Source organism: Oceanobacillus timonensis, assembly GCF_900166635.1.
GTDB classification, from domain to species: domain Bacteria; phylum Bacillota; class Bacilli; order Bacillales; family Amphibacillaceae; genus Oceanobacillus; species Oceanobacillus timonensis.
This window is the reverse complement of sequence record NZ_LT800497.1, coordinates 719,792-735,500: the sequence shown is the minus strand read 5'-3', so window position 1 is coordinate 735,500 and position 15,709 is coordinate 719,792. Positions and strand designations below refer to the sequence as shown.

Genomic DNA, 15,709 nt, shown 5'->3' with positions numbered 1-15,709 from the left:
CAATCCCGGATTTTGTAGTTATCAAAATTCTTTTGGTAACATCATTTTCATATATTACGTCAATCATTTAAGTGCAAACTATTAAAGAGATTAACCACATATAGAAAGTTATTGGAGTTTTTACAACCTGTGCAAGAATAAAGTAAGATTATTAGTGAAAATTACTGGAACCTATTTTACCGAATATGCTGTTTCTATTTATGTAACGCTATTGATTTTATACAATACAAAAACCCCCTTAAGATTTCTCCATATCGTAAGGGGTTTCTGATATTATGTTGCATCCTGGTGAAGTATACCATCACCATACATCCTATTTGTTTGAAGTAGAATAAATTTATAGCTTAACAGAGCTTGTTAGCATACTAACAAGCTCTGTTATTTTATTACCCAGTTCTCCTCCAGTAATATCTTGGCTGATTAATTTTATAGCTATATTTGTGGTATTGACTACAACTATCGATATAAGGTAAACATCTTGCTAAAAGGTTAACCTAGAAAAAGTTATCAGATATATTATCTATTTTGTTTATCGTTATAGTAAAAGCCATTAGAATTACGGATAATTGTCCTGAACTTAATAAGTGCATTACACCATTATCATCAGTATTTGGATCTGCCCCAATAATATCAATAAGTATAAATAGTCCACTTCATTATAAATGGAGGGATTTCACCCTTATCTTTATTTTTTGCATATTAGTCATTTTTCCAAAACATTATTGAGTCACCAATTTCAGTTTAAATGATTCAAAAAGGGCTTTACAGTCATTCAGACTTATAAAACCCTAGATGATATTTCATTCTGATGACACCTGCACTGATCAAAAACCTTTCAAATTAGCCATCCCTATTTTATCAAGTTCACCATTTTCTTTACATATAACAGGATACGGAGAGAATAAAGCCTTGTATCTTTTCTGTTGTATTTGCAATTCTCCCCCTCTTAATCTATATGATTATCTTTTAATTATTTTCTACCCATTCACGCATGGATTTGAAAATAATCCAAACTGTTGTTGCACCAGCATCTTGGTGGCCAATAGCTCGTTCCCCAAGAGCTTTAGCACGTCCAAACTTAGCTGAATAGTTCTTAGTATTTTCAACCCCTTGTGCCGCACTATTTTCTGCATTTTTAAGACCTTCACTAAAACATTGGTTAGAAGATACACTTTCATGTAGTGCTTTAACAGCTGGTTGAAGGGCATCAATCATTGTTTTATCTCCTAATTCTGCCTTACCACGTTCTTTTATTGCGTTTAGAGAACCTTTGAATATTTCAGTTAGCATTTCTAAATCTAGCGTTTCCCTATTATCTAACCCTTTAATTCCACCGATAAACAATGTTCCAAAGATTACACCTGAAGCACCGCCCATTGATGTAATCATGGACATACCTATTGTTTTAAATACTTCATTTACCGTTTGAAATTCTTTTCCACTTAAGTTTTCTTCAGCTTTTGAAAATCCTACACTCATACCTATGCCATGATCGCCATCACCAATTGCACTATCAATCTTTGTTAAAAACGGCTTATTTTCTTGTACCTTTTGCCCAGCATAGATGAACATATCTTTTACATTAGAGGGTGATAAACGTGTTAATTGTTCAGTTCTATGCATTTTCATCCACTTCTTTCTTTGGTAATTTTACATAATAAGGAGAAATAGCTGAGGCATCATAGTATGCTTTTAATTCTTCATCCAATTCCAATAACGTAATAGAGAATCCAGCCATTTCTTGTGTTGTAATATAACTATTTACATCCATATCATGAATTGTAATGTGTTTTTCTTGGAGAAGTTGGGCTACTCTTCGATTAACAATTAATAATTCCATTATTGTTGTTGAACCAAGACCATTGACCAAAACAGCTACTTCTTTACCTTTGCCGAGTTTCCTTTCACTTAAAATTCTATCCATCATTAAATTAACAAGCTCATCGGCAGGCATTATTTTTCTTGTTTCAATTCCAGGCTCACCATGAACCCCCAAACCTACTTCAATTTCATCATCAGCAATGAGGAAGGGTGGTTCAGTAGCACCTGGAATCGTTCCTGGAGACAAAGCAACTCCCATTGATAATGCGTAATCGTTTGCTTTTTGAGTGATTCTAAATACTTCATTTAACGAAAGACTTTCTTCCGCAGCAGCACCCGCTATTTTCATAATGAAAATATCTCCAGCAACACCTCTTCGGTCTTCTTTTCTGTCTTCTGGTGCAGATGCAACATCATCACTTACTCTTACCGTTTTCGTTTCAATTCCTTCAAATTCTAACAATTCTGCAGCCATATCAAAGTTAAGAATATCTCCTTCATAATTACCATAAACAAAGATTACTCCTTTACCAGAATCTATTTTTTTCGCAACCTCAACAATGGTATTTGGAGTTGGTGCTGCAAAAACGTTTCCTAAAGCTATTCCATCCGCTAAACCTTCACCAATCAAATCTAAAAACAACGGTTCATGGCCACTACCGCCTCCAACTAAAACACCTACTTTATCCTTTAACTCTTTTCGGACAATCCCAGTAACCCCTTCAACTTTTTCATATTCTTTGTTAGCAATAAGAAAACCTTCAAGCATTTCTTCAACAACATTACTAGGATTGTTAATAATTTTTTTGATCATCATTCAAGTCCCTCCTAAGCAGTTTAATTAACTGAAAATAATAAGTTTAATAATACAATACATTCCGATTCCCAAAGAGAATTTTAATAATTTAAATGGATAGTTTAACCAAGAAGAACATATTCTATTAACTACATTCCGAATTGTCTTTATGCATATCACTATCAAACTTCTTTGATTAAGCCATTGCCTCTTTAATTGGTTTTTTTACAACAAAGAAATAGAATAGAGCTGCGCATCCTGCAATAATACCGCCGCTAACAAATGCTAATGAATAAGAACCTGTAACATCAACAATTATACCGGCAGCGATAGGTGAAAACGCTCCTCCAAAGTAACCTCCAAAGTTTTGGATAGATCCGACAGAAGCAACCATTGAGGACGGGGCAACGTCAGATGCTAATGCCCAAGCATTCCCAGTAATGGAGGAAATAAAGAATAAAGCAATTGTCAATAGTGTAACAGTTAATCCCAGCGTATCAACAAATGGAATAACAACAACCGCAATCGCTGACATAATTGCACAAATAGCAATAACAATTTGTTTCGCTTTCATCGGAGAAAACTTCCCTGATTCTGACATCTTTTTCGTTGTATAACCGCCAATAATATTTCCAAGACCCCCTCCAATCCAAGGAATACTTGCCATGAGGCCTAACGTTGCAAACGACACATTAAATTTATCTAATAAATAAAGCGGTAAGAATACTAAGAAAATATTCCAAGTCCAAATCGTACAGAAATAACCTAAAATCATTCCCCAAACACTGCGATATTTAAATAAGGAAAACCAGTTTATATTTGAAACATCGTTTAAATTCTCGGCTTTATCATCTTGTTTAATATATTCATATTCCTCTTTCGATAACCGCTTACTTTTTTCAGGATCATGATAGAATTTAAGAAATACAGCGCCATAAACAATACCTAATAACCCAGCAAAATAAAACAATTCTCTCCAGCCAAATGTAGCCATGATAAATACTAAAATGGGAGGTGCAATTGCTGGTCCCCATTTTGTTGAAGAATCCCAAATTCCAGAAATAAGTCCCCGCTCTTTCTTCGGATACCATTTACTTGTAATTTTTGCTGCTGAAGGGAAACAAGGTGCTTCACCAACTCCAAGTATTATCCTTAGTAAAACAAATACCCAAAGTGCACTAACTAAACCGCCAAAGAAAGTTGCGAAACTCCAAACAATAACACCAATCCCTAACATCTTTTTAGGCCCAACTTTATCTATCAGCCAACCAGTAGGCAGCTGTCCGATGGCATATGCCCATGAAAATGCCGTACCTAACAAACCAATATCAGTTGCTGTAAACTTTAAATCATTCATCATTTCAGGAGCTGCAATGGATAAAATAGAACGATCCAAATAGTTAATCATACCAATTATTAACAGCCAAATAACTACAGTATTACGAAGCTTCCCTTTCGGTTTTGGAGTAGTGCCTGCTGATAAAGGCACGGAATTTATACTCATGTATTTCCCTCTTTTCTATTATTTAAATTTTTAGTATTTATTTTAATGAACGATTTACTTATAATTAACTAGATTAAGTGCATTATCTAATAAATTTTTTACGTTTTCTGCACTTTCTTCTAATTTTTCCTTGCTAGGTGTCCTGGCTTCAATTGCAACGCGCATTCCAAATTCTTTATTCATATCAAGCTCTTCCGCTTTTTGTAATATTTCAAATATTTTTTCGTTATTTAAAAAACCAGGCGAACCAATTGGCATATGATTATCACCATATAATTCATTTAATGGATCCAATACTGCATTTGAAAAGTGAATTTGTTGAATCAACTGACTTCCTTCTTCAATGGCTTCTAGGATATTTTCGCCATTGAGTGCTGAGTGAGCAGTATCAAATGCAAGGCCAATATTTTGATAATTTTCTTTGACTCTTAATAATAATTGTACTGTTTCATCAATTGGCCCTAGGATTCTTTTTTTGTCTGCAATTCTATCCAGATGTTCAACTAAAACAGTGATATTATATTTTTCTGCTTCTTCACAAATAGAGCAAAGGCTTTCAAAAAGACCATCCATGCCTTTTTTTCTTCGTTCTGATCCAGGGTCAGGACCAGTAATAAAAGCAATGTTAGAAGCGCCACATTCAGCGGCTAAATAAATATTATCCTTTAATTGCTGTACAGTTTGTAATCTCAATTTTTGATCTAATGAAGAAACATCAAGTTGATTTCTGTCAATTAAGAATGTCAACCACTCTGTAATTACAACATCATTTTTTTCCTTCATTGACAATATTCTTTTTCTCTCTTCTTTATTTTGTATATCACCAATTTCAAAAGATTGGTAAAAACCCTCAGCTGTTGATTTTTCAATAATATCCGCTGTAAAGCCTCTTTCATCCTTTACAGGAAAATACGTTTCCGCAATTAATAGGGAAGGAATAAAATAATTATTCATGATTGTTTCACACCCTTTACAATCGGAATAACATTTTCCTCAAAATACTTATAGATATTATGAATACAGCCGTCCGGATTTGTTTTTGTTTCTTCTGTTTCTTCCTCTACCATAATCCAGCCATTATACCCATTGTTATACAGAAATTGAACAATAGCAGGATAATCAATATCGCCAGTACCCATCTTTTTCCATTCATATTTATTGGAGCAATCTTTAAAATGAACATGACGAATAATAGAGAGATTGTCTTTTACTATATCAAAAGGTTCCATACCTCCTGCTTTAATATGTCCGCAATCAGGTGTATAGCCAATGTAATCTGTATCTAACCCTTCAAATAACACCTTATAATCATCAGCTGTTCTAAAATAGGATGTTTGTGGTGACGCCGGGTGAAACGATGCAATGACACCATTATTAAATGCTCGTTTACCAACAGCATTCGCACTTTTGATAATTTGCTTTTGCCTAACCAGTAAATTATCTCTATTAGGCCCAACTCTTGATGGCAGATTCATTATTGCACCGGGGAAATTTTTCAAAAAATCAATATAGAAATCTGCTTTTTCTTTTTCTTCAATAGATTCCTCATCACCATCCCAATTAAATGGTACCGTAATAGCAGCTAATTCTACTCCTTTACTTTCTAATTTTTCTTTAAATAATTCAGGATTATCTTTATATTTCCCTAATAAAGGAGCTTGAATATCAAGTCCTTTGAAACCTGAATTACTTACGACATCAATTATATGATCAATAACATCTACTTCTTTATCATAATCCAATACCCAGGTTGAAGTATGACAGCCAAATTTAATACTCATCACAATTCCTCCAATTAATTTATTGTTTATTGATATTACTGTATTTTATTGGATGGTTCTGAATCATTAAACAAAATGTTCGTTTTGATTTGTGTGTATAGTTAAATTCTGATTTCTTAAACAATGAGAGAATGTTTAAGTTACTACTTTTTCTGTAAAGGATTGATAGACTTCATATGCTTCATCTACTGTGCCATTTTTATGAATAATTGTGTTTAAGCCTGCAACCACGCCGACCGGACTTGGATCGAGCGTTATTTTTCTACCCACAGCAACTCCTTTAGCACCTACATTCATACAATGTTTTGCATATTGAAAGTAATTATAGATTTCAGTTGTTTCCGATCCCCCTAAAACAAGGACAGGTTTCTTTGCTGATTCAATTATTTCCCGGTCTCTTGGATGACCAGTTAATCTTGTTTTGATGATATCCGCCCCAAGCTCTGTTCCAATTCTTGCTGCTGATGCAAGGGTTTCCACTTGATGAGATTCAGGTACAGTTATATGGTAACTGTATGGAAGCGTCTCACACATAAATGGAACATTCCAGTAGTCTGAGTCCTTTGCAATCTTCCATGCAATTTTATGGGAATTGGCTTCATTTTCCGCTCCCGGAAATGTCATTGACACAAGTCCGTCTGCTGCCAACCTAACTGTATCTTCTACTGACAGAAGTTCTGTCGTATAAGGAACTGTATTTTCAAAAATATTAGTTGAAAGGTCAGCTCGCACTATTACACCTAAGTCTAAAAATGATTGTTCATACATTTTCGCCATACCGTAAGTTACAATGACAGCATTCAAACCATTTTGAATTAGTTCCGGAAGAATTGAAATTGTTTTATCAACTCCGCTAGTTTTAGTGGAAAAGTAATAACCATCTAATGCTAACGTAATAGATTTCCCATTCTCTGAAAATAATTTTGACATCCTTCTTTCTTTCAACATTCCTACACCTCTTCCGCTATTTTCTTTCGTAAAATACAAAAAATCCCCCACAAAACCTGTCAAATTAACATTTGACAACAGCTTCATGAGGGATTCTCTACACACAAACCCTTTATTTCTATTTTGTTTTATAGATTTATAATAATTAAGAATTTTATAAATGTCAATAGCTTTTGTAAGCGTTTCGTAATTTTTATATATTCCATAGTTCACTAGCACTTGTTGTCGCACCATAAAAACCCGATTCTTTTGCTTGTTCAATCATTTCTTTACTATCAAGAAATCCACTTAAAATATATGGAACATCACGAATTTCTTTAAATTTATCAATATATTTTATTCCGTAATATGCAGGTCTTAATTCTACCATATCCGTTTTCGAGTCTTCTATAAATTTTAAAGAAGATTTAAGAGAAAGAGAATCTTCTAATATAATATGTTGGACTGTTGTTAATCCAACTGATTTCGCTAAATTAATTTTAGAAGTCCCTCTTCCAATAACAACATCCACTTTAAATTGTTGTTTTAATAATTTTATACCCACATTATCTGGATTCAATCCTCCAACAAGATCTATATTTACTATTACTTTTTTATTCGACTGATGGCAAATTTCCACTAAACTCTTTAAGTTACCTATATGCGTATCTGACAATAAAATATACTCAAGATCTAACTTTAGCGCAAGAGACAACTGTTTTAAATCGACTATGGAAGGTATGATGTGAAACTCTGATTCTGATTTAATCAAAAAACACCCCTAAAATAAATTTAATTAATTTGGTAATATAAAGACTTGCAATTATAAATGAAATAAATTACTAGCCACTCCGAAATTATTCCTCCTCTTATTGTGTCTGAAATTCAATGATATTTACGTTATCTTTTATATTATTTTCATTTAGGTAAGCTGGCTCCTATTATCAAGACACAAATTAAATATTTTTAAAATGGGACAGAACCAACTAAGAGGTATCTGCTTTTGAAAGCTAGAAGTGCTTAAGAGGGCAAAAAGGGGGCAGAGACCATTTTTTGAGACAATCCATCTTGCTTTATTGTTTCTTTTTCAAGGGTATTCTGTCAAGGGCGAACTTGCGAGGGAGTAGCCGCCCCCTTAACGGAACGACTATAAAAGCGGCTCTAAATTTATATTGGGGTAGAGCGTGTAATGCAAAATACAGATGAAGATAGAATTCAAACAATTAAAAATACAGAGCGAAAAGACATTACTCCGTATTATTGGCTGGTTAAAGGAAGCTTTATAGAAAACCGACTTATCTATGGCTGCATTGGTTTGAAAAGAAAACCCGTCCCTTGATAAAGAGAAGAAAACAGATAATCACAGTAATTCCATATTCCTTTTGTTATCGCTGAACTTTCACTCCAATTGAATCATCTTCCAAACTGACCCGTTAGTATGTAATTGTTACATACTAACGGGTCAGAAACAGCTATTTACCTTTTATTTACACCTGTTTATTCATCAAAAACTCACTTCCCGCAATCCCCGGTGTCGTCATCTCACTAGGATTCAAAATAATGTCCAATTCCTCCTCGGGTAAAAGTTTATGCGCCCTGCAAATTTCTTTGATTGTCAGTCCTGTTTCTATAGCCTGCTTGACTACATTTGCAGCTGTTTCATATCCTAAATGTGGATTCAATGCTGTGATAATGCCATAACTTTCTTCCACATACTCTCGGCAACGCTGTATATTAGCTTCGATTCCGCTGACTGCATAACGAGTGAATACATCCAGGCCGTTTTTCATGATTTTTAATGATTGCAACAGGTTAAAAATCATGACAGGTCCCATCACATTTAATTCAAATTGCCCTGCTTCGGAGGCCATGCAAATCGATTGATCATTGCCTGCGACCTGAAACGCTACTTGATTTACCACTTCAATCATGACGGGATTCACTTTCCCCGGCATAATGGACGAACCGGGCTGCTTGACAGGAAGCTTAATCTCTTGAAACCCTGTCGTTGGTCCAGATGCCATTAAGCGAATATCGTTACAAACTTTGGACAAATTCATCGCCGACACTTTCAAAACCGATGAAAGTGTTGTATATGCATCCGTATTCTGTGTTCCATCGACTAAATTCTTTACCGAGCAAAATTTCACACCAAGCTGTGCGGATAATTGCGTAACAACCTTTTCTACATATTCCGTTTTGGCATTAAGACCTGTCCCAACAGCAGTTGCACCTAAATTAATCATCCGCATTTCCTCTGCAGCCTGTTCTATTCTGTGAATATCCCTTCCGACGACTTCTGAATAGGCACCAAATTCTTGGCTTAAACGTATGGGAATTGCATCCTGAAGGTGGGTCCGTCCCATTTTCATCACGTGCTGGAATTCCGTTTCTTTCCGCATCAGTTCTTTTTTTAGCGTAGTCATAATTGTTACCAATTCTTGTGTCATGCGGTAAGAAGCAATTTTAAAAGCAGTTGGTATCGTATCATTCGTGGATTGTGACATGTTAACGTGCGTATTGGGAGAACAGAAATCATAGTCTCCTCTATCCCGTCCTAACATTTCCAAAGCAATATTAGCCAAAACTTCATTCATATTCATATTTATAGAGGTACCTGCTCCCCCTTGAATGGAATCGACGATGAATTGGTCGGAATATTTCCCATCGATTACCTTATCGGCCGCACTTACAATGGCCCTTCCAATCTTTTGGGACAACATATTTGTTTCCATATTGGCGATTGCTGCCGCCTTTTTCACTTCTGCAAGCGCCAGAATCAACTCTTTATGAATGGGAATTTCAGTGATAGGAAAGTTTTCAAGAGCACGTACGGTTTGTACTCCATAGTATACATCTTGAGGCACAGCTTTTTGACCTAAAGCGTCTTTTTCCATTCTAAAATATGTTTTCTCCATTAAATGCACTTCCTATATAATTACTAAGCTATTATTTTTATAATGCTTCAAAAACGAATGATTCCTACTCCATCCTTTATTTCAATCGTTGTTCCGTACGGTTTACTCAATTTCTGCAGGTTTTTTAAAATACGATCGCTATTCTCATTTGAAAGCTCCGGCCAACCTTTTCTATATCTTGGTAAGTCAAATCCAAGTTCTATTGGATGGAGACGAATGTTTGTTACCTTTTTTTCCTTTATGTCCCATTCAGCAATAACAGATTCCCATACAAAAGGGTTTGCTCCCAGCCCTTTTGTGTTGTTATCACTTCTTTGATCCAAAGCATCTGCCACATTATGTTGATAATTCAGATTATATTTTTCATAAAAATCTGCAGGAAGAGCTGATACGGTTTCATTATGAAAAATGAAATTTCCCAGACTATAAAAAATAGGCTTCTCTTGATACACCTCAATTCCTCGCAATATATGAGGACCATGACCAATAACTGTATCTGCACCACTATCAATGCAATTCCTTGCTGCCATCTCTAAAAATTGTGCAGGCAATGCTTTGTTCTCCTCTTTCATTTCATGCGAATGAATACTAACAATTACAACGTCAGCCTGTCGACGCGCCTCAAGTATAGCGTTTTCTAATCGCTTCATGTCAGACGGAAAAGGTTTCGTTTCTTTTCTTCGAGATTCTCCAACTATAAAACGTAAAGGGCCAAAAGAAAATTCATCCTTTTCATCAATCTCGAAACCTTCTTTAACCGCTAAATTATGATCAGCATTGATAAATGTGCTGTCCGCAATTTCTTGAAGTTTTTTCATTTCCGGTTTTGTAACATAATGTGTCGTACTGTATCGCAATGGGTTAACGCCAGGACGTCCAATCATATCAGGGCGCTGTTCTCCTGCCCGCCATGATTCGTGAAATGTAGAGGTTGCACTGATCAAAGCAACTCTGCCAGAAGAAGTTTCAAGATATTTGGGTGAACTGGCTTCTGCCAGATTTTCCCCAACTCCACCATGAACTAATCCATGTTTGTTCAAATACCTTTTGGTTGCCAATAAACCTCCTTGTGAATAATCCATCGTATGATTATTCGCCCACGCATACAGGTTAAACCCATATGCCTTCAGATCATGCAATACTTCCGGTGCTGCCATTGCCCATGTTCCACCACTTACAGCTGAAGGGTACCCCTCCATTTGATGGGTTGTTACCTCAAGATTTGTAAAACGCACATCAGCATTTTGTAACAGTTGCGAAATCCGTTGAAAAGAATGTCCTGAATACGACGGTAATCTTCTAGTAATAAAACTGTCACCAGTAGCAGCAATCGTCATCTTGTCTATTTCCAACTTCCGTCACCTCTTTTCAAACTTTTATTCATCAGGACGGACAGGGAACGAACTGTTTTTCTTTATTCCCTGCATTAAAATGGATGTTTTACCCGCGATTTTTAATTAATCTCCCTTGTACCTTTAGCATTCGGTTTAATCCATTGCCCTTGACGTTCATTAACCATTTCCCCATTTTTCATAACGGATTTACCACGCACAATAGTCGCTAGCGGTTTTCCCTTTCCTTTGAAACCGTCAAATGCGGTAACTTTACTCTTACTATGCAAATACTCTCTTTTTATTTCAAACGGTTGCTCTAAATCAACAATCGTAATGTCAGCATCTGAACCAATTTGAAGAGAGCCTTTTCTCGGATAAAGATCGAATTGTTTAGCAGGGTTCGTAGACAATAATGCTACCAAATGCTGCATCGTAATCTTTCCTTCATTTACCGCATTTAGCATTAATGGTACCGTCGTTTCCACGCCACACATCCCAGCCGGGATTGACCATAAATCACCATCTTTTTCTTCTTCCGTATGCGGCGCATGATCAGAGCAAACAATTGAAATAGTACCATCTTCAATACGTTCCCAAAGTTTATCCTGATCTGTTTTATATTTCACAGGTGGATAAACCTTCATCATTGGGCCAATCGCGTCATAATCATCAGCATTCAAAAAGAGAAAATGAGGACAAGTCTCGGAAGTAATATTTTCTCCCTTTTCCTGTGCCTCTTTCACTGCATCTACTCCTTTTTCAGAAGTAATATGAAGTATATGCAATCGTGCTCCCGTATCTTTCGCAAAAGCAATTCCAGTTTGGATGGTAGTTAATTCTGCTAAATCCGGTCTTCCTTCAACAAGTGCTTCATACTCTTTACGTCCCTCGTTTTGAATCTCTTTTGTCAACTGATGAATTAATTCATTATTTTCTGCATGGATAGCCAAAACTTTACCTGTCTTTGCAACTTCTCTAAATATTTTATAAACATCGCCATCACTAAGAGGAGGAATAATGTCTTTCATATCAGGACTATAATTATAAACCAATTCGTAAGTATCCTGTTTAATAGCATATCCCCAAAAAAATTTGAATCCAATGACACCGGATTCATATAGAGACTGAATACTGCTTAAATTTAAATCTCCTAAACAAATTCCCCAAATACCAAAATCAACGTTCGCCTTTTTTGATAGATTCTCCACTTGATTATCAAAGTTTTGTACATTATTGACAGGGGGATTCGTATTTGGCATCTCAAATACAAGCGTGATTCCACCAGCAGCTGCTGCCAATGTAGCGTGATAAAAGTCTTCCTTATGCGTAGAGCCTGGATCTCTCGAATGAATATGCGTATCCATTAAGCCGGGCATTACGTAACATCCGGCAGCATCCGTCGTTTCATCAGCCTCGCCAGGTAATTCCTCTGACGTAATAGCCGCAATTTTCCCATCCTTAATATAAATATTGCCGTCATAACAATCATCCGATGTTGTAATTTTCCCATTTTTTATAATATGATCCCATACTGTCATTCATAATACCCACTTTCTTTTTATTAGATATAATCTTCTTCCCTTTGGTCCGTTACTATAATGCCTCCAATAAGGTCATCGATAGTATTTAGTTGATGTTCTTCCATATATGTTTGAATTCCCTCAATGATATCAATCATTGCTGTTGGAGATATGAAATTTGCTGTTCCTACTTGTACTGCAGATGCACCGGCTAACATCATTTCAATCGCATCATCAGAAGTCATGACACCTCCACAGCCAATAATCGGCAATCGTGATACTTTGCTAACCTGATATATTTGTCTGATAATGATAGGTTTAATTGCAGGTCCTGATAATCCCCCCATAATATTTCCGATTTTTGGTCGACGAGTGTGGATATCAATCGCCATCGCCAAAGGGGTATTTGCAACAACTAAAGCATTCGCTCCGGCATTTTCTGCAGCTAAAGCAATCGATTGAATATCCGTAACATTGGGTGTTAGTTTTACAATAATTGGTTTTTCTGTTACCTCTCTCACTTGATGAACCAATTCAAAGGTATTATTGTCACTCATTCCAAATGCCTGACCATTATTTTTTAAATTAGGACATGATATATTCAATTCAAGTGCAGCCACATTTTGAACAGACGAAATGATACTGGACATTTCAATAAATTCATCAATGGATTCTGCAGAAATACTGGATATTAACGGTGCACTATACTGGTTATAATACGGAATAATTTCTTCTAAATAATAATTTATCCCTTTACTTTGGATACCAATCGAATTAATCATTCCCCCATTCGTTTCACACGCTCTGGGATTTCTGTTACCTCTTTGGGGATATTTTGTTATACTCTTAGGTATCAGTGCACCAAGCTGATTAAAATCAATAATCTTGTCCATTCCTTCCCCAAAAGCTCCCGAAGCTGGCATAACAGGGTTGGCTATTTTGATTCCTCCAATATCTACTTCCATCTTTAATCCATTTTTCATCATTCCATAACCACCTCCTCAAGTGGAAAAACAGGACCATCTTCACAAGATTTAACGGTATACGTCACTCCCTGCTTTTTAATATCACATACACATGAATAGCAGACCCCCATTCCGCATGCCATGTATTCTTCCAAAGCGATTTGACCGGCAATTCCATTTACTTTGGCCATTTTTTGCAAAAGCATTGATAATCTTCTTGATCCACAAGTGTACGCTGTATCAATATGATGTGTCTTTATCAAATCACGAATCATTTCACGCACATTTTCTACATCACTTGTTCCTGCTTCCTCTGTAACACAATAAACTTTTGTACAATATTTCTCCATTGTCTTCATAGCCAATAAATCGTCCTGTTTTCGAGCACTTAAAATCGCATATATTTCAATATTCATTTGAGCGGCTTTTTGAGAAAGAGCTGCAAGTGTTGCAATGCCTACTCCCCTCGCTAAAAGTAATATCTTTTTATACTCTTTATTTATGGAAAAAGAAACACCTGCAGGTCCAAGCAAGTTGACTTTTTCACCTGGATGATATGTTGATATTTGCTTTGTCCCTTCTCCTTCAACTTTATAAAGAAATTCCAACGTGTTATCATTAATCAAATAAATACTGAATGGTCGCCTGAGCAGAGGATAATACGTCTGTTGATCTGCAGTTTTTATATTAAAGAATTGACCTGGTTCAATTTTTTCTTGAATGACGGATGAATCTAATACCATATGCCAATAACGGTTACTTACTTGTTGATTTTTTAACACTGTTAAATAATAATCCTTCATGATTTACCTCCATCATTTTGACATTATGTGCTATTTCACTGGTATTGCCCATTTTAATATTTCCTTCTCCAAAACGTCACAAGCAATCCCAATCGCATCTAGTGATGAAAACTCATCTTTATGGTGGCTTAAGCCATCACGACAAGGAATAAAAATCAGTCCTGTCGGGCAAAGTTTTGCCATATTCATCGCATCATGACCCGCACCACTTGGCATTTCCCTATATGAAACACCAAGTTGTTTACATGTTCTCAAAATGGAGGAAGTGACATTTTCTTCTAATATTACGGGTTCATCGTTCGTCAATAATTCGGAATGTACGAGAAGCCCTCTTTTCGTTTCTACATTTTTAATGACTTTTTCTACATGTTTGAGCACATTTTGTTTAGAATTCATATCAACACTACGGATGTCAATTTGCATTTCTGCTAATTCTGGAACAATGTTCATGGCGCCAGGAGCAATTGTGCATTCTCCTACAGTAGCAACCGTTCCTTTATCCGCCTCCGCTATCGCTGCTTTTTCCACAGCTATGCCGATTTCAGCAGCGCCCAAGAACGCATCTTTTCGTAAATCCATAGGCGTTGTGCCTGAATGAGAAGCTTTTCCTTCTACTGTTACTTTTAAGCGAGTCGGTGCTGCAATCCCGGTTACAACCCCGATGTCCAATTGCTCTCTCTCTAATACAGGTCCTTGCTCAATATGAACTTCAAAAAAGGCTTTGATGTCTTCGTTTTCTCTGGAAGCGCCTTCAGCATGACTTAAATTTAATCCTGCTTGGGAAAAGGCAGTTTCTAAACTTACATTATTTTTATCTTTTAAATTTTTAACGTTACACGGTTCCAAAATTCCAGCCATACCTTTACTTCCTATCGTAGCGATACCAAACCTTGATGACTCTTCTGCTGCAAAACCAATAACCTCGATTGGATGATTCGTGCGTATCTGTTGTTCATTTAGACGACGGATTAATTCAATAGCAGCAACAACACCCACCACCCCATCGTATTTCCCTCCATTGGTGACGGTATCAAGATGTGAGCCAGTCAAAACAGGGGGTAATGTCGGATCCAACCCTTCTCTGTATGCAATCATATTACCAGCATGATCCATTCGCACACTTACATTTTCACTTTCACATATTTCTTTAAAAAATTCTTTTGCTTTACGTTCGCTGTCTGTATACGCCATCCGGTTCATTCCGTCTTTTGTATAACCTATCCTGTTGAATTGACTTAGCATTTCTTGAATCCGATGCAGACTCATCATGTATCCTCCCAACATCTTCATATATACTTTGTCTGTTTAACCTGTTGCTTAACTCTTATTATATGAAAACG

14 protein-coding genes are annotated in these 15,709 nt (G+C 36.1%); 1 reads left to right on the top strand and 13 read right to left on the bottom strand.

The window, feature by feature from the left end; translation table 11 throughout:
- Positions 1-966: 966 nt before the first annotated feature.
- From dhaL to B7E05_RS03785, 7 genes are all read right to left on the bottom strand, one after another.
- Entirely contained in the window at positions 967-1,623 is a 657-nt protein-coding gene (dhaL, locus tag B7E05_RS22035; RefSeq protein ID WP_245832947.1) for a dihydroxyacetone kinase subunit DhaL, read from the bottom strand.
- Positions 1,616-2,638: a dihydroxyacetone kinase subunit DhaK gene (locus B7E05_RS22030; RefSeq protein ID WP_342744974.1), complete on the bottom strand. Its 1,023-nt coding sequence runs from the start codon at positions 2,636-2,638 to the stop codon at positions 1,616-1,618. Before B7E05_RS22030 ends, dhaL begins: the two co-directional genes overlap by 8 nt.
- 175 nt (positions 2,639-2,813) lie before the next feature.
- Positions 2,814-4,121: an MFS transporter gene (locus B7E05_RS03805; RefSeq protein WP_080872638.1), complete on the bottom strand. Its 1,308-nt coding sequence runs from the start codon at positions 4,119-4,121 to the stop codon at positions 2,814-2,816.
- 54 nt (positions 4,122-4,175) lie between these two features.
- Positions 4,176-5,075 carry a sugar phosphate isomerase/epimerase family protein gene (locus tag B7E05_RS03800; RefSeq protein ID WP_080872636.1) on the bottom strand — a complete coding sequence of 300 codons (900 nt, stop codon included), beginning with the start codon at positions 5,073-5,075 and terminating at the stop codon, positions 4,176-4,178.
- Positions 5,072-5,902, bottom strand: coding sequence for a sugar phosphate isomerase/epimerase family protein (locus B7E05_RS03795; protein ID WP_080872635.1), 831 nt, complete (start codon positions 5,900-5,902; stop codon positions 5,072-5,074). Before B7E05_RS03795 ends, B7E05_RS03800 begins: the two co-directional genes overlap by 4 nt.
- 135 nt (positions 5,903-6,037) lie before the next feature.
- Positions 6,038-7,084 carry a class I fructose-bisphosphate aldolase gene (locus B7E05_RS03790; protein ID WP_218672691.1) on the bottom strand — a complete coding sequence of 349 codons (1,047 nt, stop codon included), beginning with the start codon at positions 7,082-7,084 and terminating at the stop codon, positions 6,038-6,040.
- Positions 7,044-7,601 (bottom strand): glycerol-3-phosphate responsive antiterminator, encoded by a 558-nt coding sequence (locus B7E05_RS03785; RefSeq protein WP_080872633.1) that lies wholly within the window; start codon positions 7,599-7,601, stop codon positions 7,044-7,046. The genes B7E05_RS03790 and B7E05_RS03785 overlap by 41 nt, the downstream gene beginning before the upstream one ends.
- 417 nt (positions 7,602-8,018) lie before the next feature.
- Between B7E05_RS03785 and B7E05_RS22025 the strand changes: the two genes are divergently transcribed.
- Positions 8,019-8,168 carry a hypothetical protein gene (locus B7E05_RS22025; protein WP_179134448.1) on the top strand — a complete coding sequence of 50 codons (150 nt, stop codon included), beginning with the start codon at positions 8,019-8,021 and terminating at the stop codon, positions 8,166-8,168.
- Between the two features lie 148 nt (positions 8,169-8,316).
- On the opposite strand, the gene B7E05_RS03780 is transcribed toward B7E05_RS22025, so the two are convergent.
- The 6 genes from B7E05_RS03780 to B7E05_RS03755 all read right to left on the bottom strand — a co-directional run bounded on the left by B7E05_RS03780 (position 8,317) and on the right by B7E05_RS03755 (position 15,635).
- Positions 8,317-9,747 carry an aspartate ammonia-lyase gene (locus B7E05_RS03780; protein ID WP_080872631.1) on the bottom strand — a complete coding sequence of 477 codons (1,431 nt, stop codon included), beginning with the start codon at positions 9,745-9,747 and terminating at the stop codon, positions 8,317-8,319.
- A gap of 47 nt (positions 9,748-9,794) precedes the next feature.
- Positions 9,795-11,084: a CapA family protein gene (locus B7E05_RS03775; RefSeq protein ID WP_080876205.1), complete on the bottom strand. Its 1,290-nt coding sequence runs from the start codon at positions 11,082-11,084 to the stop codon at positions 9,795-9,797.
- 116 nt (positions 11,085-11,200) lie between these two features.
- Entirely contained in the window at positions 11,201-12,619 is a 1,419-nt protein-coding gene (gene allB, locus B7E05_RS03770) for an allantoinase AllB (protein ID WP_080872629.1), read from the bottom strand.
- Positions 12,620-12,642: 23 nt separating this feature from the next.
- Positions 12,643-13,587: a dihydroorotate dehydrogenase gene (locus B7E05_RS03765; protein WP_080872627.1), complete on the bottom strand. Its 945-nt coding sequence runs from the start codon at positions 13,585-13,587 to the stop codon at positions 12,643-12,645.
- The gene (locus B7E05_RS03760) at positions 13,584-14,369 is read right to left on the bottom strand and encodes a dihydroorotate dehydrogenase electron transfer subunit (protein WP_080872625.1); all 786 of its coding nucleotides are present in this window, start codon (positions 14,367-14,369) and stop codon (positions 13,584-13,586) included. Before B7E05_RS03760 ends, B7E05_RS03765 begins: the two co-directional genes overlap by 4 nt.
- A 30-nt stretch (positions 14,370-14,399) precedes the next feature.
- Positions 14,400-15,635, bottom strand: a complete 1,236-nt coding sequence (locus B7E05_RS03755) for a M20 family metallo-hydrolase (RefSeq protein ID WP_245832944.1) — start codon at positions 15,633-15,635, stop codon at positions 14,400-14,402.
- Positions 15,636-15,709 lie beyond the last annotated feature (74 nt).

Excerpts from the sequence above, each read along its gene's own strand:
- B7E05_RS03780 (WP_080872631.1), bottom strand. The coding sequence starts at position 9,747 with ATGGAGAAAACATATTTTAGAATGGAAAAAGACGCTTTAGGTCAAAAA.
- B7E05_RS03775 (WP_080876205.1), bottom strand. The coding sequence starts at position 11,084 with ATGACGATTGCTGCTACTGGTGACAGTTTTATTACTAGAAGATTACCG.
- allB (WP_080872629.1), bottom strand. The coding sequence starts at position 12,619 with ATGACAGTATGGGATCATATTATAAAAAATGGGAAAATTACAACATCG.
- B7E05_RS03755 (WP_245832944.1), bottom strand. The coding sequence starts at position 15,635 with ATGAGTCTGCATCGGATTCAAGAAATGCTAAGTCAATTCAACAGGATA.
- B7E05_RS03795 (WP_080872635.1), bottom strand. The coding sequence starts at position 5,902 with ATGAGTATTAAATTTGGCTGTCATACTTCAACCTGGGTATTGGATTAT.
- B7E05_RS03765 (WP_080872627.1), bottom strand. The coding sequence starts at position 13,587 with ATGATGAAAAATGGATTAAAGATGGAAGTAGATATTGGAGGAATCAAA.
- B7E05_RS03805 (WP_080872638.1), bottom strand. The coding sequence starts at position 4,121 with ATGAGTATAAATTCCGTGCCTTTATCAGCAGGCACTACTCCAAAACCG.
- B7E05_RS22025 (WP_179134448.1), top strand. The coding sequence starts at position 8,019 with ATGCAAAATACAGATGAAGATAGAATTCAAACAATTAAAAATACAGAG.
- B7E05_RS03760 (WP_080872625.1), bottom strand. The coding sequence starts at position 14,369 with ATGAAGGATTATTATTTAACAGTGTTAAAAAATCAACAAGTAAGTAAC.
- B7E05_RS03800 (WP_080872636.1), bottom strand. The coding sequence starts at position 5,075 with ATGAATAATTATTTTATTCCTTCCCTATTAATTGCGGAAACGTATTTT.
- dhaL (WP_245832947.1), bottom strand. The coding sequence starts at position 1,623 with ATGCATAGAACTGAACAATTAACACGTTTATCACCCTCTAATGTAAAA.
- B7E05_RS22030 (WP_342744974.1), bottom strand. The coding sequence starts at position 2,638 with ATGATGATCAAAAAAATTATTAACAATCCTAGTAATGTTGTTGAAGAA.
- B7E05_RS03790 (WP_218672691.1), bottom strand. The coding sequence starts at position 7,084 with ATGGTGCGACAACAAGTGCTAGTGAACTATGGAATATATAAAAATTAC.